Source organism: Spirillospora albida (assembly GCF_000718255.1).
In the GTDB taxonomy this organism is placed as follows: Bacteria; Actinomycetota; Actinomycetes; order Streptosporangiales; family Streptosporangiaceae; genus Spirillospora; species Spirillospora albida.
In genome coordinates, this window is the sequence record NZ_JOFJ01000034.1 from 14,558 (window position 1) to 32,403 (window position 17,846).

Sequence of the window (17,846 nt, forward strand, 5' to 3'; positions counted from 1 at the left end):
CTGATCCGGAAGGAATCCCCGATGACCGAGAACCACGACGCGATCGTCACCGACGCGAAAGCCGAGGAGACGGGCGGTTGCCCTGTCGCGCACACCCGCGCGCCCCACCCGACGCAGGGCGGCGCCAACAGCCGGTGGTGGCCGGAGCGGCTCAACCTGAAGATCCTGGCGAAGAACCCCGCCGTGGCGAACCCGCTCGGCGAGGACTTCGACTACGCCGAGGCCTTTCAGACCCTCGACCTCCCCGCCGTGAAGCGCGACATCGCCGAGGTGCTGACGACGTCGCAGGACTGGTGGCCCGCCGACTACGGCCACTACGGCCCCTTCATGATCCGCATGGCGTGGCACAGCGCCGGCACCTACCGGATCAGCGACGGGCGCGGCGGCGCCGGCGCGGGCCAGCAGCGCTTCGCCCCGCTCAACAGCTGGCCCGACAACGCCAACCTCGACAAGGCGCGCCGCCTGCTGTGGCCGGTGAAGAAGAAGTACGGCAAGGCGCTGTCCTGGGCCGACCTCATGATCCTGGCGGGCAACGTCGCGCTGGAGACCATGGGCTTCACGACGTTCGGCTTCGCCGGCGGCCGCGCGGACGTGTGGGAGCCCGACGAGGACGTCTACTGGGGCCCGGAGACCACGTGGCTCGGCGACGAGCGCTACTCCGGCGACCGCGAGCTGGAGAACCCGCTCGCCGCGGTGCAGATGGGCCTCATCTACGTCAACCCCGAGGGCCCGAACGGCAACCCGGACCCGATCGCGTCCGGCCGCGACATCCGCGAGACGTTCCGCCGGATGGCGATGAACGACGAGGAGACGGTGGCGCTGGTCGCGGGCGGCCACACCTTCGGCAAGACGCACGGCGCCGGCCCCGCCGACAACGTCGGCCCCGACCCCGAGGCCGCCCCGATCGAGCAGCAGGGCCTCGGCTGGAAGAGCACCCACGGCACCGGCAAGGGCGGCGACACGATCACCAGCGGCCTCGAGGGCGCCTGGACGAACACGCCGACCCGGTGGGACAACAGCTTCTTCGAGATCCTGTTCGGCTACGAGTGGGAGCTGACCGAGTCCCCCGCCGGCGCCAAGCAGTGGAAGCCGGTCGGCGCCACCGGTGACGGCACCGTCCCGGACGCGCACGACCCGTCCAAGCGGCACGCGCCGATGATGACGACGGCCGACCTCGCGCTCCGCATGGACCCGATCTACGAGCCGATCTCGCGCCGGTTCAAGGACGACCCGCAGGAGTTCGCGGACGCGTTCGCGCGCGCCTGGTTCAAGCTGACCCACCGCGACATGGGCCCGGTCTCCCGCTACCTCGGCCCGGAGGTCCCGTCCGAAGTGCTGATCTGGCAGGACCCGATCCCCGCGGTGGACCACGAGCTCGTCGACGCCGCGGACATCGTCGACCTGAAGGGCCGCGTCCTCGCGTCCGGCCTGTCGGTGTCGGACCTGGTGTTCACGGCGTGGGCGTCCGCCGCGTCCTTCCGCGGCAGCGACAAGCGGGGCGGCGCCGACGGCGGCCGCATCCGCCTGGAGCCGCAGCGCGGCTGGGAGGCCAACGACCCCGACCGCCTCGCGACGGTGCTGCGCACCCTCGAGGGCGTCCAGGAGGCGTTCAACTCCGCGCAGACCGGCGGCAAGCGGATCTCGCTCGCCGACCTGATCGTGCTGGCCGGTGCAGCGGCGGTCGAGAAGGCGGCCAAGGACGCCGGGTTCGACATCGAGGTGCCGTTCACGCCGGGCCGCGCGGACGCCTCGCAGGAGCAGACGGACGTGGAGTCGTTCGCCGCGCTCGAGCCGACGGCCGACGGGTTCCGCAACTACCTGGGCAAGGGCAACCGCCTCCCGGCCGAGTTCCTGCTGCTGGACAGGGCGAACCTGCTCAACCTGAGCGCGCCGGAGCTGACGGTCCTGGTCGGCGGCCTGCGCGTCCTGGGCGCCAATTACAAGCAGTCGCCGGTCGGCGTCCTCACCGACACGCCCGGCAAGCTGACGAACGACTTCTTCGTCAACCTGCTCGACCTGGACACCACCTGGGTGCCGACGTCCGAGGACGCGAACACGTTCGAGGGGCGCGACGCCTCCGGCAACGTGAAGTGGACGGGCAGCCGCGTCGACCTGGTGTTCGGCGCGAACTCCGAGCTGCGCGCCCTCGCCGAGGTCTACGCCGGCGATGACGCGAAGGAGAAGTTCGCGCGCGACTTCGTCGCCGCATGGGACAAGGTCATGAACCTCGACCGGTTCTGACCCGACCTGATCCCCGGCGCCCAGGCCCGCCCCCGATGGCGGGCCTGGGCGCCGGTCACGTCCCGGCCCTCGGAAGCGGCCCGGTCAGCGGCGGAGGGCGGTCGTGAGGCGCAGGACCATCGCGGCCGCCGCCAGGGCGACGGTGCCGAGCACCGCGACCTCGACCGGGCGGTGGTAGCGGAGCAGCTCGGCCAGCGGCAGGGTGACGGCGGCCACCGCGACGACCAGGGCCATCAGAGTGTGCAGGCGGCCGGACTCGGTGTGCGGCCAGGCGGGCGGGCCGGGGTCGGGCGGGTCGGGGACGGCGCGGCGGTATCCGGCGAGGGCGCGGCTGCGCCACGGCGAGGTGTCGACCTTGCCGAGCCGGTGCAGGCCGGCCGCCCCGCCGATGAGCACCAGCGTGTAGCAGGCGATGAATCCGGGTTCGAACCGCATGTGCCTCTCCCTGGCCGGTGTGCCGGTCAGCTTCCGCGGTGGGTCGTCTCGGGCGGCTCGATGATCTCGGTGAACAGGGTCATCTCCGACTCGCCGGCGGGTTCGGGCACCAGGGCGCCGGCCGTCCCGGCGGTGGGGCCGGTCTGGAGCGGCGCCTTGGTGAGGGCGTGCCTGCCGCGGTGCCGGATGCCGAGGAACGCCAGCCACAGCAGCGGGCCGACGCCGCCGGCGATGAAGACGACGTCGCCGGGCAGCCGCAGCCATTCGAGCACCGTGTTGGTGTCGCTGCTGACGTAGGCGAGGCTGCGGGCGTCGTAGTAGCCGACGTCCACGGCGCGGTGCAGCTGCAGGATGCCGATGGGCAGCAGCGTCACGAACACCATCCAGGCCAGGCCGATGTTCAGCGACCAGAAGCTGATGGAGGCGGCCTTGTCCGACCATTTGTCCTTGGGGACGAGGTAGCGGAGCGCGAAGATCGCGAAGCCGACGGCGAGCATGCCGTAGACGCCCATCATGGCGGCGTGCCCGTGGTTGGCGGTGAGGCCCGTCCCCATCTCGTAGTACGACACGATCGGCAGGTTGATCAGGAAGCCGAAGATGCCGGCGCCGAGGAAGTTCCAGAACCCGACGGCGACGAGGAACAGCACGGCCCAGCGGTGCGGGAACGGCGTCGGGCTCTTGGACTCCTGCCGGGCGCCGAGCCGGATGAACGTCCACGCCTCGACGGTCAGGAACGTCAGCGGGATGACCTCGAACGCGGAGAAGAACGCGCCGAGCGCCATGACGGAGGCCGGGGAGCCGTTGAAGTACCAGTGGTGGGCGGTGCCGATGACGCCGCCGGCGCTGTAGAGGACGATGTCGAGGAACACCACCCGCAGGGCGATCTTCTCGCGGACGACGCCGAGCAGCACGAAGATGTAGGCGACCATCACCGTGGTGAACAGCTCGAGGAAGTCCTCGACCCACAGGTGGACGACCATGAACCGCCAGAAGTCGGTGACGGTGAAGACGTCGTCGTTGTCGGTGAGCAGCCCGGTCGCGTAGACGACGGGGAGCGCGAGCGCGGCGAAGAAGAACAGCCAGGGCAGGTTGGCGTGGCTCTCCCCCGCCAGGCGGCCGCGCATGCCGCGCCACAGGATGACGACCCAGAAGACCATCCCGACCGTCAGCAGCACCTGCCAGAGCTTGCCGAGGTCGAGGTACTCGAACCCCTGCATGCCGAACACGCTCCACAGGTCGCCGAACGCGCCGCGCATCCCTGCGAGCTCGCCGACCAGGGAGCCGACGACCACGATGACCAGGGCGCCCAGCAGCAGGTACGCCAGCAGCGCCTGCCCCTTGGGCTCCCGCCGCCGGGTGATCATCGGGACGAGGAAGATGCCTGCGGCCAGGAAGCTGGTGGAGATCCACAGCAGCGCCAGCTGGACGTGCCAGGTGCGCATCACGTTGTAGGGCAGCCACTTGTCCAGCGGGATGCCGAAGAAGCTGTTGAGGTCGGCGCGGTAGTGCTCGCTGGCCGCGCCGACGAACGTCTGCACCAGGAACAGCGCCGTCATGGCGAAGAAGAACCAGGCGGTGGCGCGCTGACTGGGCGTGAGGCCCACCGTCTGCGGGTCACGGAACCGCAGTTCCTGCTGGTCGCGTCCGTGCCAGCCGAGCCAGTTCCAGCGGCCGAACGCGGCGAACAGCGCGCCGGTCCCGCCGAGCAGCGCGACGAGGCTGATCACGCTCCACACGATCGTGTCGGCGGTGGGGGTGTTCCCGACGAGCGGCTCGGGCGGCCAGTTGTTGGTGTAGCTGTAGTTCTCGCCGGGCCGCTCCGCGGTCGCCACCCAGGCGCTCCAGGCGAAGTAGCTGGTGAGCTGCCGGATCTCGGTGGGGTCGGTGATCGCGCCCGGGCGCAGCCCGGTCTTGCCCTCGGGGGAGGCGAAGAAGTCGGCGTAGTGCTCGGTCAGCTCGGTGAACGCCGCGGCCTGGGCGTCGGAGACGGTGAGCGTCCCGGTGTCCTCGTCGTAGGTGTTGGTGCGGTGGTCGTCGATGGTGCGCCGCGTGGCCGCGCCGGAGTCGGCGCCGCCGTAGGCCCTGTTGACCATCTCGGCGGACCGGTGCAGGTAGTCGGCGGTGAAGTCGGGGCCGAGGTAGGCGCCGTGCCCGAAGATCGAGCCGTACTGCATCAGCCCGTTCTTGAGGAAGACGTCCTGGCCGGCCATGACGTCGTCGCCGGTGTAGACGGTCTGGCCGCTCTGAGAGATGGTGCGTTCGGGGATCGGGGGGCTGTCCATGTAGGTGCGGAACCCCATCAGCACCAGGACGAAGAAGCCGAAGATCGTGATGAGCGCGGCGGCCTGGATCCAGCCGCGCCCGATGAGCCGCTCGCGCCGGCCGGGGGTCGTCGTCGACGACGTCATCCGCATCTCCACGTGGGGTCTCGTACCGGGAGGCTCCCGGTCCTGCGCCTGACCCCCCCATGATCGTTTTTGGGCGTTCAACCGATCGGCAAGGCGCGTCCGGAAGATCGGCAGGTCTTGGCCTGGAAAGCCGCAAGCCCCTCTCGCCGCGGGGGCGAGAGGGGCTTGCGGGGCTCGGCGGGACCGGTCAGGTGCGGAAGCGGTTGACCAGTTCCTGCAGCTCGGTGGACATCTGCGCGAGGCTGGACGCGGCGTGCTGCGCCTTCTCCACGTGCTCGGACGTCCGGCGTGTGGAGTCGGCGACGCTGCCGATGCTCTCGGCGATCCCGCTGCTGCCGTGGGCGGCGTCGGAGACGTTGCGGTTCATCTCCCCGACCGTGGCGGTCTGCTCCTCCACCGCGGAGGCGATGGTGAGCTGGTAGTCGTTGATCCGCGCGATGATCTCGCCGATCTCGCCGATCGCCGCGACCGCGCTCTCGGTGTCGGCCTGGATGGCCTCGACCCGCTTGGAGATGTCCTCGGTCGCCTTGGCGGTCTCCTGCGCGTCTTGATGACGTGGCGTTGTGGGAGATCTCGCGGATGGACGCGCCCATCTCCTCGGCGCCGGCGGCGACCGTCTGGACGTTACCGGACACCTGCGCGGCCGACACGGCGACCGAGTCGGACTGGCCGCTGGCCTCCGCGGCGGTCGCCGCGATCAGGTCGCTGACCGTGGTCAGCTCGCCGGAGGCGTCGGCCAGCGAGGAGGCGGAGCGGTCCATCGTGACGACGTTGGAGCGCATGTTCTCGGTCGCCCGGTTGAGGGCGGCGGCCATGCGGCCCACCTCGTCGGTGCTGCCCACCTCGACGTGCCGGGTGAGGTCGCCGTCGGCCATGCCGGACAGCGCGTCCGACACGCGGGCCAGCGGCCGGACGACGCGCCGCGCCACGGCCAGCGACAGGCCGACCGCGATCAGCAGGCCGAGGACGGTCACCGTGATCAGCATGGTCACCGACGTGTCGTAGTCGTCGTTGACCTCGCCCGTGATGGCCAGGGTGTCGGTCCGCTCGACCTCGGCGAGGTCGTTCATCGCGCCCTTGAACTGCGCGATGACCTTGTTGAACTCGGCGTAGACCGCCGTGAGCTCGGTCGGGATGCTCACCCCGGGCCGCGGCTTCTCGTTCAGGACGAACACGCTCTGCAGGTCCTTGTAGCGGGTCCACGCGCTGTCGAAGCTCGCGACCTTCTCGCTCCAGACGGCGTTGTCCGCGGAGTTGCCGCGGTAGCCGGCGAACGCGGCGTCCATCCGCCCGGTCGCCGCGCGGACCTCGTTCATGGCCTTGGCCTTCTCCGCGGCGGGGACGCCGGCCGAGAAGACGGTGACCATGCTGGAGTTCATGTCCGCCATGGCGGCGCGCATGTCGGCCAGCCCGACGAGGCGCTCGACATTGCCCTTCTGCATTTCGTTCACGTGGTCGTTCAGGTCGGAGATGCGCGCCAGCGCGAGTGCCCCGACGACCGCCGCGACCAGGCCCATCAGCACCACCGCGCTGAGCATCTTGGTCTTGATCCCGCGGTTGTCGAACCACGCGACGGGAGACCGTCGGCCCCCGACCCCTTCCACCGATCCGGGCATCGACGCCCCTCCTTGTCACAGCCTGACGTTGCTTGAGAACGGCATACGCCGCAGTCGGCTCATCGGCCGCGCCGTCCAGAACCTGAGGTCCGCCTTCCCCGGGCACCGAGGGGTTGACTTAGCGACCGATTGGTCTCTAGGTTGCGGGCATGGCTTTCGACACCGTCATCCGCAACGGCCGCTGGTTCGATGGGAGCGGGGCGCCCTCGGCCGTCCGGCATCTGGGACTGCGGGACGGGCGCGTCGCCGCCGTCTCCGCCGCCGAGCTCGACACCACCGGGGCGGAGGTCGTCGACGCCGGCGGCGCCTGGGTGATGCCGGGGTTCATCGACATCCACACCCACTACGACGCCGAGGTCCTGGCCGCGCCGGGGCTCGGCGAGTCCGTCCGGCACGGCGTCACCACCGTGATCTTCGGGTCGTGCTCGCTCGGCACCGTGCACGTGGACCCGCTGGACGCCGCGGACCTGTTCAGCCGGGTCGAGGCCGTCCCCCGCGAGCATGTCATCGCCTCGCTGGAGCGGGAGAAGACGTGGACGTCGGCCGCCGAGTACATCGCGGCGCTGGAGCGGCTGCCGCTCGGCCCGAACGTCACCGCGTTCCTCGGCCACTCCGACCTGCGGGCCGCCGTGATGGGGCTGGGCCGCTCCACCGACAAGCGGATCAAGCCGGCCGAGGCCGAGATCCGGCGCATGGAGCTGCTGCTCGTCGACGCCCTGCGCGCCGGGATGATCGGCATGTCGGAGATGCGCAACCCGTGGGACAAGCTCGACGGCGACCGGTACCGCTCCCGGACGCTCCCCTCGACCTACGCCACCCGCGGCGAGCGGCACCGGCTGTACCGGATCCTGCGCAGCTCCGGGCGCGTCCTGCAGTCGATCCCGAACCTCAACGTCCCGGTCGCGCTGCTGCCCGCCCTGTGGCAGACGGTCGCGCGCGCCGGCAGGCCGCTGAAGTCCAGCTACCTCACGGCCGCCGACGTCAAGGCCAACCCGCTGATCATGCACATCATGGGGCCGCTGGCGAAGGCCGCGAACCGGCTCGGCGGCGACTTCCGCTGGCAGCATCTGCCCGTCCCGTTCCAGGTCCACGCCGACGGGATCGACCTGGTCGTCTTCGAGGAGTTCGGCGCGGGCGCCGCCGCGCTGCACCTGAAGGACGAGGTCGAGCGCAACGCCCTGCTGCGCGACGAGGCGTACCGCCGCCGCTTCCGCCGCGAGTACGAGAACAAGTGGTCGCCCCGCGTCTGGCACCGCGATCTCTACGACGCCCACATCGTGGGATGCCCGGACGAGTCCGTCGTCGGAAAGACGTTCGGGCAGGTCGGCGACGAGCGCGGCCTGCACCCCGTCGACGCGTTCCTCGACCTGGTCGTGGAGCACGGCACGAAGATCCGCTGGCACACGACCATCTCCAACCACCGGCCGGAGGCGCTGAACAAGCTGAGCTCCCTGCCGGAGGTGCAGATGGGCTTCTCCGACGCGGGCGCGCACCTGCGCAACATGGCCTTCTACAATTTCGGTCTCCGCCTGCTCCGCCGCGCACACGAGGACGGGTTCATGACCGTGGAACGGGCCGTCCACCGGCTGACCGGTGAGCTCGGCGCCTGGTACGGCCTCGACGCCGGGTTCCTGCGCGAGGGCGACCGCGCCGACCTCGTCATCGTCGACCCCGCCGGGCTCGACGGCACCCTCGACGAGATCCGCGAGGCGCCGATCGAGGAGTTCGGCGGGCTGCGCCGCATGGTCAACCGGAACGACGCCGCCGTCCTCGCCACCTACGTCGCGGGCAGCCGCGTCTACGGCTCGGGCGAGTTCGCCCCCGCCTTCGGCCGCCGCCGGACGGGCCGCTTCCTGCGCGCCGGCGACGCCCCCGGCACCGTCGACCCCGGCACCCTCCCCGGACGCGAGACCGTCCCCGCGTGAACGAGAACGCCGCGGGCGCTGGAGCCGCGACCGGCGCGGTCGCGGCCCCAGCGTCCGGCGGCCGGCGGACGCAGCGGGAGCGCAAGCGGGCCACCGTCTCCCGGCTGATGGACGCGACGATCTCCGCGATCGCCGAGGTCGGGTACGCCGGCACCTCGATCGGCGAGGTGTGCCGCCGGTCGGGGGTGTCGCGCGGCGGGCTGTTCCGCCACTTCGACTCCCGGCTGGACCTTGTGATCGCCGCCGCCGAGGAGGTGGCCGCACGGCACCTCGCCACGGCTCGCGCATGGCTGGGCGGGCACGGCGGCGGCCTGCGCGAGGCGCTGCCGATGATGCGCGAACGGCACCGCGACGAGATCAACATCGTGTGGTTCGAGCTGGCGGTCGCGGCCCGCTCCGACGCCGGCCTCCGGGACCGCCTGGCGCCCGTCGCCGACCGGTTCTACCGCGCGATCTCCGACCTGGGACGGCACGTGCCGGAGCTCGCCGCCCTGTCCGACCGGGACCGGCACCTGCTGATCTCGACCGTCCGCGACCTGTTCGACGGCGAGACCATCTCCCGCGCCCTCGTCCCCGAACCCGGCGTGGAGGCCGACCGGCTGACCCTGATCGCCGAGTTCGCCGAGTTCTTCATCGCCCGCCGCACCTGACCCGGATACCTCAAGAACCCCTCCCCCGGCGCCGATAGATGAGTGCTCACTGTGGGCACGGCCGCACGGCCGGGGATCTGGGGAAGGCATGGCGATGTTCCTACGGGCCGGGAATCGGGGCTCGGCGCGGACGCGCGCCGACGGGCGCTGGCTGTCCCTCGCCGTGTGGGCCGTCCTGGCGGTGTGCCTGGCAGGGACGGTGGGTGCCGCGGCCGCGCGGCGCTCCAGCGTCCAGGTGCAGGAGCGCAACCGGGCCGACGCGACCATCGCGAGCGTCGCGGCCACCACGACCGTCTTGCTGCAGCGGCACGTCGACTTCATGACGATCCTGCGCGGCACGCTGGGGACCCGTCCGGACATGACGAACCGGGAGTTCGCCCGGTGGGCGTCCGCCACGGAGGCGTTCGGCCGCTACCCCGGCGGCGTCGGGTACGCCCTCATCCAGATGGTGCCGCACGCGAAGCTGGCGGAGTTCCAGCGGGTGCTGCTCGCCGACCCTCCGCTGCCGTCGTCGGCCGCGTCCCGGAACGTCGCGGTGGTGCCGGCGGGCACGCGCGAGGTGTACTGCCTGGCGCGGCTCAGCACGATCCCGCGGGGCGCCGCCGCGATCCCGGGGGGCTACGACATGTGCGCCGGCAAGGCCGCGCCCGGCTTCGACACGGCCGTCATGGCCAAGGACGGCTACCGCCTGCTCGGCGACACCGCGACCATGGGCGGCACCCGCCTGGACTCTCAGACGAACGTGTTCGCGCTGGCCGCGCCCGTCTACACCGGCGACCCCTCCGCCATGACGGTCGCCCAGCGGCGGGCGGCGCTGCGCGGCGTGGTCGCCGGCACCTTCGACGCCGACGAGATCATCGACCAGAGCCTGGGCGGCCGGCGCGACCTGCGCGTGGAGCTGCTGTACCAGCCGGCGCCGGCGCTGGCACCGCTGATCCTGGCGGACGGCGGCGCGGCGCCGCGCGACGGCGCCGCGGTCCGCGAGTTCCCGGCGGGGTCCGGCGGCCAGTGGGCGGTGCGGATCAGCGGAACGCCGGTGCCGCCGGGCATGTCGGCCGACGGCCAGTTCTGGACGGTGATCGGGATGGGCCTGCTCGTCTCGGCGCTCCTGGCCGGGTTCCTGCACATGCTGACGCGGGGACGACACCGCGCACTGCGGCTGGTGGAGAACAAGACGGAGGAACTGCGGTTCCAGGCCGGCCACGACGCCCTCACCGGGCTGCCGAACCGGGCGCAGATCATGGAAATGCTGTCCGCCACCCTGGACCGGGGCGGCGCGATCTCCGTCCTGTTCCTGGACCTGGACGGGTTCAAGGCCGTCAACGACACCCTCGGGCACGCGGTCGGCGACCGGCTGCTGCGCGCGGTCGCGGGCCGGGTGACGAGCGAGTTGCGCGAGGGCGACCGGGCCGGCCGGCTCGGCGGCGACGAGTTCGTGGTGCTGCTGGACGGCGACGCGTACGGCGAGGGCGCGGAGGTGGTCGCGGGACGGCTCGTCCATGTGCTCTCGGAGCCGTTCGCGCTGGAGGGCGCCGACGCCCGCGGTGTGCGGGTCGGCGTCAGCGTCGGCATCGCCGCCGGTCCTCCCGGCACCGCCGAGGAGCTGCTGCGGGACGCCGACCTGGCGCTGTACCAGGCCAAGGAGTCCGGCAAGGGCCGCTACCGGGTGTTCGAGCCGGGGATGAGCAGCCGGCGGCAGCGGGAGCTGGAGCTGGAGGCGGACCTGCGGGACGCCCTCGACGACGGCCAGTTCGTCCTGTACTACCAGCCCATCCTGGACCTGCGGTCCCGCCGGATCACCGGGGCGGAGGCGCTGCTGCGGTGGCGTCACCCGGTCCGCGGCATGGTGTCGCCGGGCGAGTTCATCCCGGTGGCGGAGTCCTCCGGGCTGATCGTCCCGATCGGACGATGGGTGCTGCGGGAGGCGTGCGCGCAGGCGACCCGCTGGCAGGACGCCGGCCGCCCGCTCGGGATCGCGGTCAACATCAGCGCCCGCCAGCTCGACGCGGGCGCCGACTTCGTCGCCGAGGTGCAGGCGGTGCTCGCCGACACGGGGCTGGACCCCGCCGCGCTCACGATCGAGGTCACCGAGACCGCGGTCATCGGGGACGTCGAGGACGCCGGCCTCGTGCTGGAGGTGCTGCGGACGCTGGGCGTCCGGGTCGCCATCGACGACTTCGGCACCGGCTACTCGTCGCTGACGCACCTGCACCGGCTCCCGGTCGACATCCTGAAGATCGACCGGTCGTTCGTCGGCGGGATGACCGAGGACGCGGCGTCGGGCACGCTGGTGCGCAGCCTCGTCCAACTCGGCCGGTCCCTCGGCATCGAGACGGTCGCCGAGGGCATCGAGGACCAGGTCCAGCTGGACATCCTGCTGGACGAGCAGTGCGACAGCGGCCAGGGCTACCTGTTCAACCGCCCGCTCCCGGTCGAGGAGTTCGACGAGCTCACCGACCCGGCCGCCGCCGACGTCGCCTGAGGTGTGCTGCCGCCCTTCCCGGGTATCGCCGGATCGGTCATCACTCGGGAAGGAGCGGCGGCATGGTGAAGGTGGCGGACAGGCGCGATGTGATCGAGGTGCTCACCCACGACCATCGTGAGGTCGAGGACATGTTCCGGGAGCTGACGGCCGCGGTCGACCCGGCCGAGCGGAGGCGGATCGTCGACGACGTCACCATCGAGCTGGTGCGGCACTCGGTGGCGGAGGAGATGCACCTGTACCCGGCCGTCCGCTGGCACGTCCCGGGCGGGGACGCGATGGCCGACAGTGAGATCGACGACCACGGCCGGGTCGAGCGGCTCCTGAAGGACTTGGAGAAGACCGACGCGGGGCACGCCGAGTTCCCCGCGCTGGTGCGGCACCTCGTCCAGGAGGTGTCGGCCCACATCCAGGACGAGGAGACGAACCTGCTGCCCGCCCTGGCGTCCCACGCCACCCGGGACGAGCTCCTGGAACTGGGCGAGAAGGTGCAGGCCGCCAAGCGCACGGCGCCGACCCGCCCGCACCCGATGGCGCCCGACACCCCGCCCCTGAACAAGCTCCTGGCCCCCGGCACCGGCCTGGTCGACCGGGTCCGCGACCACCTCACCGGCCGCGGCGGGCACTGACCGGTCGCATCCCGGCTCACCCGGCGACCGCCGCACGGCGTTCCGCGCGGGCGCGGGCACGTCCCTGCGCGCGGTACCAGGAGACCGCCAGGACGCACGCCAGGGCCAGTTCGACCAGGTCACCGCCGTAGTACATGAGCCGGGCGGCGGCGTGCAGGTCGTCGGCGGCCACCGGCACGCCGGGCGGCGGCGCGGCATACAGGGTCTTGGCGAGGACGGCGTGGCCGGCACCGGCGGCCAGCAGGGTCGCGGCGCGCAGCGGCAGGCCCCACCGGTGCCGCACCGGGTCCAGCCGGCAGATCGAGAAGGCGAACAGGATCCCGGCGGCCACGACATGGACGTGGACGAGGGCGTGCAGGGCGGGCCGGTCATGGGCGGCCGCCAGCAGCGGCGTCCGGTACAGGACCCACAGCCCGCCGACGTCCAGGGCCGCCGCCGCCGGCGGGAACATCGCCCACCGGACGGCCCGGAGCCCGCCCGCGCCGGCCAGGGCGCGCCGGACGCGGCCGGGCCCGAGCACGCGCAGCGCGAGGGTCAGGGGCCGTCCGAGGATCAGCAGCAGCGGCGCGATCATGCCGGCCAGCAGGTGCCCGCCCATGTGCGCGGTGAACGGCCCACCGGGCGGCGCCCCCAGCGCGGCGCAGGCCAGCGCGACGGCACCGGCGGAGAAGGAGGCGTCCCGCGTCCACGGCCAGGCGTCGCCGCGCCGCCGCAACCGCGCGGCGGCCAGAAGGTACACCGCGACCGGCGCGATGAGCGCGACGGCGAGGAGCGTCCCCGCGTCCGGCCCGGTGCCGGCGGAGGGGCCGTGGTGGTCGTGCATCACCGTTCCCGGCGGGACGCGCGGGCGGCCAGGACCCCTCCGGCGGCCAGGAGCAGCAGCGCGGCGGCGTTCCAGGCCAGGTCGTAGGGGAGCAGGTCCGGGACGCCGTAGCGGATCTGGTGGAGGCGGAGCAGCTTGTGGTCGACGACGCCGTCGAAGAGCTGGAACCCGCCGGCGCCGAGCAGGAGCCCCGCCCAGGCGTGCGCAGGCGCCAGCGTCCGGCGGCGCCGCAGATCCGCCCACAGCACGAAGCCCGCCACCAGGCCCAGCAGCTCGGCGGTGTGCAGGAGCCCGTCGGTCAGCAGCCCGACCGCGGGCGTCGACCGGTCGTAGAAGTGGTGCCAGCCCAGCAGCTGATGGAAGACGATCTCGTCCACGGCGGCCATCACCGCGGCCCCGATGAGCGCGGCGGCCGCCATCGACCGTCCCGGCTGCGGGCCCGGCGACCGGCTGATACTCGACGGCGGCATGATCTGGGCGTCCCTTCACCGATGTTCCCCCGACAGCCCCCGAATCGGTAGGCACGCCTACCCGGCGGCAGGGCGATCAATCACCACCGCCCGGGACGGCGCGTGCGGCGCGGCACCATGCCCGGGCCGATCACGGGCGCGGCGACACGCGGCTCCAGCGGCGCTCGCCGCTCCGGTGCCCCATGGCGGCGGCGCACCGCGGGCACACCCGCCGGACCTGGTCGGCGGCGCCTCCCGACTCGGGTAGGACCTCCTTCCACGGCACGTGCGGGAACCGGTTGAGCCGCGCACGACTGAGCTGGACCCCGCACAGCGTCTGGTTCGTCCCCGGCGTCCAGGCGTGGACCTCCCCGTCGGGCATGCGCACCCCGTCCGGGTCCGTCCAGGTACCGGATGCCGCCACCGCCGCCTGTCTCGTTCTGGCCATGCCGGGCATGTGCCCGGAATCGGCGCGTCGTCCCGCGGGCGGCGGGTAGCCGTGACCCATGACCCGCAGACCGCCGGAACCGATCACCGCCTCGCCGCCGCGCCGCATCCGGTTCGCCGCGTCCACCCAGACATGGCGCGACGTCGTCTTCCTGCACTGGCCCTACGATCCCGGCGACCTGGAGCCGCTGGTCCCGCGCGGAGCCCGGCTGGACGTCCGGGACGGGCGCACCTGGCTGGGCGTGGTCGGCCTCCGGTTGACCGGCACCCGGGTCGGCGGCGTGGTCCCGCTGTCCCGCCTCGGTGACTTCGACGAGCTCAACGTGCGGATCTACACCATCGGAGACGATGGCCGCCGCAGCACCGCGTTCCTCGCCATGGAGGCGGGGCGGCTGCCCGTCGTCACCGGTGCGCGCGCCCTGCTGCGCTTGCCCTACTCCTGGTCGCGGGTCGTCCGGCGGCGGCACGGCGACACCGTCGCCTACAGCTCGTCCCGCCGTTTCCCGGGTCCCGTCGGCGCGGGGCTCACCTTCACCGTGCGGACGGGGGCGCTCCACGAGCCCGACGCCACGGCCGAGTTCATCACCGCCCGCTGGGGCACCCACACCGCCTGGTACGGCTTGCCGCTGTACCTGCCGTTCGCCCACGAGCCCTGGCCGCTCCGATCAGCCGAACTGGTGGACTTCACCGACGGGGGTCTCTTCGCCGCACTGGGCGTCCCCCCGCCGCCCGGTCCGCCGACGAGCGTCCTCTACGCCCCCGAGGTCCATCCCCGCAGCGGCCTGCCCCTCCCCATGCTGCCTGACTGACGTCTCATATGAGACATCTATGTCTCATATGAGGTACTCTTGCCTCATGTCGTTGGATCATGACCATGTGCTGCGGTGCGCCGCCGAGCTGCTCTCGCGCAAGGCGACCGCGTCCCAGGACGAGATCGCCAAGGCCGCCGGTATCAGCCGCGCCACCCTGCACCGGCATTTCGCCGGGCGGGACGGCCTCATCCTCGCGCTGGAGGAACTCGGCCTCCGCCAGCTCGAGGAGGTCCTGGACGCGGCGCGGCCCGAGGAGGGGCCCGCCGCCGAGGCGCTGGTCCGCCTGGTCGACGCCAGCCGCCCGGTCGCGGGCTTCCTGGCCTTCCTGTCCACCGAGAACCAGCTCTTCGAGGGCGAGGAGGTCCACGCGGGCTGGGCGCGGATCGACGCCCGGATCACCGCCCTGTTCGCGCGCGGCCGGGAATCGGGCGAGTTCCGCGTCGACCTGTCCCCCGAGTGGCTCACCGAGGCCCTGTACGGCCTGATCGCGTCCGCCGCCTGGGCCATCCGGACCGGCACGTCCGCGCCCCGCGACTACACCGCGATGATCAGCCGGCTCCTGCTGGGCGGCATCGAACGCCCGACCCCCTGAGAACGAGCAGAGCATGACGACCGCGCAACGACCGGCCTCCGAGCGGGACGGCGGGCACCCCGGCCGCTGGGCCGCGCTCGGCGTGCTCGTGCTGGCCGTGCTCCTGGTGGCGGTGGACGCCACCGTCCTGGGGCTGGCCACGCCCTTCATCAGCGAGGACCTGGAGCCGTCCGGCACGCAGCTGCTGTGGATCGGGGACGTCTACTCGTTCGTCCTTGCGGGCCTGCTGGTGTCCATGGGCGGCCTCGGCGACCGCATCGGCCGCAAGAAGCTGCTGCTCACCGGTGCCGCCGCGTTCGGCGCCGCCTCGCTGCTCAACGCCTACGCCCCCAGCGCGGAGCTGATGATCGCGGCGCGTGCCCTGCTCGGCGTGGCGGGCGCGACGCTGATGCCGTCCACGCTCGCGCTGATCCGCAACATCTTCACCGACCCGCGCGAGCGCTCCCTGGCCGTCGGCATCTGGACGTCCGGCGCCTCGGCCGGCGCGGCCCTCGGCCCGGCGGTCGGCGGCGCGCTGCTGGAGCACTTCTGGTGGGGTTCGGTGTTCCTGATCAACCTGCCGGTGATGGTGGCGCTGGTCGTGGCCGGCGCCCGGCTGCTGCCCGAGTCGAAGGACCCGGCGCCCGGACCGTGGGACGTGCCCAGCGTCGCGCTGTCCCTGGTCGGCATGCTCGGCGCGGTGTACGCGATCAAGGAGGCCGCCGCGCACGGCCCGTCGGCCGCGGCCGTCGCGGCGGGCCTGCTCGGGGCCGCCGCCCTGGTCTGGTTCGTCCGGCGGCAGCGGACCCTGGCCTCTCCGCTGATCGACGTCCGGCTGTTCCGTCACCGCGCCTTCTCCGCGGCCGTGGCCGCCGACCTGTTCGCCGTCCTGGGCCTGACCGGCCTGGTGTTCTTCCTGTCCCAGTACCTCCAGCTCGTCCAGGGCCGCTCGCCGCTCCAGGCGGGCCTGGCAGAACTGCCCGCCACGGCGGGCGCGGTGGTCACCGGCCTGCTGGCGGGGCCGGCGGTCCGCCGCACGTCCGTCCGCGCCGTCGTCGCCGGCGGGCTGGCCTGCATCGGTCTGGCCCTGGTCCTGCTGACCGGCCTGAAACGCGACACCGGCTACGGCCTGCTGTTCGCGGCGCTGCTCCTGGTCGGCGTCGGCGCGGGCCTCGCCTTCGCCACCACGTCCGACGTGATCGTCTCGAGCGTGCCCGACAAGCAGGCGGGCGCCGCGTCCGCCGTCGCGGAGACCGCCTACGAGCTGGGCGCAGCCCTCGGCATCGCCCTGCTGGGCTCCATCGTGACCGGCGTCTACCAGGACTTCACGCCGCCGCCCGGCACCCCCGCCGGGATCGCGGACGCTGCGCGCGCCTCCCTCGGCGGCGCGGCCGAGGCGGCCTCGGCGGTCGGCGGTGACCAGGGACGCGCGCTCCTGCTCGCCGCTCAGGACGCCTTCGTCGAGGGCCTCCGCGTCACCACGGCCATCAGCGCCGCCCTCCTGCTGGCGACCGCCGCGGCGGCCTGGTTCCTCCTCAGGCCAGGCCGCGGCACCCCCGCCCTCGTCACCTCGAACCGTCCGGCGCCCGATCCCGTGGAGGCGTCGCTCATCGGCAGCCTCGCCGGGGGCGCCGCGCACGAGGACCGTGGAGCGGAGCCCGTCCAACCGAGGCCGGTGAAGCCGCCCGCTCGACCGTCGTAGCGCCTCTGGCCTCTACCGCCCGGTCCGGTTCCGGCGGGCGCAGGCGCGGGCGGCGCGGGCGCGGTCGCCGCAGCGGACCGAGCACCAGTGCCGCCGGCCGTGCCGCAGCAGGTAACGGTTGCAGGGGATGGAGCCGCAGGCGGTGAGGCGTGCGGCGTCGGGGCCGGTGAGCAGGTCGGCGGCGCCGGCGGCGAGGGTCGCCAGGGCGTGGTCGACGATCTGCGCGGTGGGGTGGGAGGCGGCGCGGTGCAGGCCGAGGCCCGGGTCCCAGCGCAGCAGAGCGGAGGCGGGGGCGCGGGTCAGCGCGTCGTCGACGGCGTCGATGGCGCCCGCGGGCGCGGGACGTCCCTCGATTGGGGCACCGAGACCGCAGGACCTCGCGGCCGCCTTCACCATCGCCGGCCTGGCCGGCCGCCTCCAGCTCACCTGACGATCGGCGCGGCCTGCTCGGCGGCCGGCTGAAGCGGGGGACGAACATCACCGAGGTCCGGCGGGGCCGCCAAGGCTCCCGCTGGGACCGGCCCTCCCCGCGCCCGGTTCTGGGACTTGAGGGGAACCGGGGGCGGCGCAACCGTCCCGCACCCGTACGAAACCAGAACATCACCCTGCGTCACCGGAGTCTTGAGGTGTCGGGGCAACCGCCCCCAAAGCACACC

At 72.9% G+C, this 17,846-nt stretch carries 15 protein-coding genes; 8 read left to right on the forward strand and 7 right to left on the reverse strand.

Going from position 1 to position 17,846, the window contains the following annotated elements:
* Nucleotides 1-21 precede the first annotated feature (21 nt).
* Nucleotides 22-2,241 (forward strand): catalase/peroxidase HPI, encoded by a 2,220-nt coding sequence (gene katG / locus IE99_RS0127780; RefSeq protein ID WP_030177219.1) that lies wholly within the window; start codon nt 22-24, stop codon nt 2,239-2,241.
* Nucleotides 2,242-2,325: 84 nt separating this feature from the next.
* Here the strand turns inward: katG and IE99_RS0127785 are convergent, their stop codons facing one another.
* The 3 genes from IE99_RS0127785 to IE99_RS0127795 all read right to left on the reverse strand — a co-directional run bounded on the left by IE99_RS0127785 (nt 2,326) and on the right by IE99_RS0127795 (nt 6,700).
* Nucleotides 2,326-2,676: a hypothetical protein gene (locus IE99_RS0127785; RefSeq protein ID WP_030177221.1), complete on the reverse strand. Its 351-nt coding sequence runs from the start codon at nt 2,674-2,676 to the stop codon at nt 2,326-2,328.
* Between the two features lie 26 nt (nt 2,677-2,702).
* On the reverse strand, nt 2,703-5,084 hold the full coding sequence (locus tag IE99_RS0127790) for a nitric-oxide reductase large subunit (protein WP_084220031.1): 2,382 nt from the start codon (nt 5,082-5,084) through the stop codon (nt 2,703-2,705).
* A 77-nt stretch (nt 5,085-5,161) separates the two neighbouring features.
* Nucleotides 5,162-6,700 carry a methyl-accepting chemotaxis protein gene (locus tag IE99_RS0127795; protein ID WP_030177225.1) on the reverse strand — a complete coding sequence of 513 codons (1,539 nt, stop codon included), beginning with the start codon at nt 6,698-6,700 and terminating at the stop codon, nt 5,162-5,164.
* A 149-nt stretch (nt 6,701-6,849) separates the two neighbouring features.
* Between IE99_RS0127795 and IE99_RS0127800 the strand changes: the two genes are divergently transcribed.
* From IE99_RS0127800 to IE99_RS0127815, 4 genes are all read left to right on the forward strand, one after another.
* Complete coding sequence (locus tag IE99_RS0127800; RefSeq protein WP_051713419.1) at nt 6,850-8,625, forward strand: N-acyl-D-amino-acid deacylase family protein; 1,776 nt, start codon at nt 6,850-6,852, stop codon at nt 8,623-8,625.
* A complete protein-coding gene (locus tag IE99_RS0127805) occupies nt 8,622-9,275 on the forward strand; it encodes a TetR/AcrR family transcriptional regulator (RefSeq protein ID WP_051713424.1) in 654 nt (217 codons plus the stop codon). The genes IE99_RS0127800 and IE99_RS0127805 overlap by 4 nt, the downstream gene beginning before the upstream one ends.
* 88 nt (nt 9,276-9,363) lie before the next feature.
* Entirely contained in the window at nt 9,364-11,757 is a 2,394-nt protein-coding gene (locus IE99_RS30840; RefSeq protein ID WP_051713432.1) for a putative bifunctional diguanylate cyclase/phosphodiesterase, read from the forward strand.
* A 62-nt stretch (nt 11,758-11,819) separates the two neighbouring features.
* The gene (locus IE99_RS0127815; RefSeq protein WP_030177231.1) at nt 11,820-12,386 is read left to right on the forward strand and encodes a hemerythrin domain-containing protein; all 567 of its coding nucleotides are present in this window, start codon (nt 11,820-11,822) and stop codon (nt 12,384-12,386) included.
* Between the two features lie 16 nt (nt 12,387-12,402).
* Here the strand turns inward: IE99_RS0127815 and IE99_RS0127820 are convergent, their stop codons facing one another.
* From IE99_RS0127820 to IE99_RS0127830, 3 genes are all read right to left on the reverse strand, one after another.
* Nucleotides 12,403-13,209 (reverse strand): cytochrome c oxidase assembly protein, encoded by an 807-nt coding sequence (locus tag IE99_RS0127820; RefSeq protein ID WP_030177232.1) that lies wholly within the window; start codon nt 13,207-13,209, stop codon nt 12,403-12,405.
* Nucleotides 13,209-13,679: a DUF2243 domain-containing protein gene (locus tag IE99_RS0127825; protein ID WP_030177233.1), complete on the reverse strand. Its 471-nt coding sequence runs from the start codon at nt 13,677-13,679 to the stop codon at nt 13,209-13,211. The genes IE99_RS0127820 and IE99_RS0127825 overlap by 1 nt, the downstream gene beginning before the upstream one ends.
* Before the next feature lie 130 nt (nt 13,680-13,809).
* Complete coding sequence (locus tag IE99_RS0127830; RefSeq protein ID WP_030177234.1) at nt 13,810-14,106, reverse strand: hypothetical protein; 297 nt, start codon at nt 14,104-14,106, stop codon at nt 13,810-13,812.
* A 58-nt stretch (nt 14,107-14,164) separates the two neighbouring features.
* On the opposite strand from IE99_RS0127830, the gene IE99_RS0127835 reads away from it, so the two are divergent.
* The 3 genes from IE99_RS0127835 to IE99_RS0127845 are packed head-to-tail and all read left to right on the forward strand — an operon-like array spanning nt 14,165 to nt 17,190.
* A complete protein-coding gene (locus IE99_RS0127835) occupies nt 14,165-14,914 on the forward strand; it encodes a YqjF family protein (protein WP_037560203.1) in 750 nt (249 codons plus the stop codon).
* A gap of 46 nt (nt 14,915-14,960) precedes the next feature.
* Entirely contained in the window at nt 14,961-15,509 is a 549-nt protein-coding gene (locus IE99_RS0127840; RefSeq protein ID WP_037560204.1) for a TetR/AcrR family transcriptional regulator, read from the forward strand.
* Between the two features lie 13 nt (nt 15,510-15,522).
* Nucleotides 15,523-17,190, forward strand: coding sequence for an MFS transporter (locus IE99_RS0127845; protein WP_084220027.1), 1,668 nt, complete (start codon nt 15,523-15,525; stop codon nt 17,188-17,190).
* Nucleotides 17,191-17,202: 12 nt separating this feature from the next.
* Here IE99_RS0127845 and IE99_RS0127850 read toward each other — a convergent pair whose 3' ends face one another.
* The gene (locus tag IE99_RS0127850) at nt 17,203-17,616 is read right to left on the reverse strand and encodes an ABATE domain-containing protein (protein ID WP_245623370.1); all 414 of its coding nucleotides are present in this window, start codon (nt 17,614-17,616) and stop codon (nt 17,203-17,205) included.
* Between the last annotated feature and the right edge of the window lie 230 nt (nt 17,617-17,846).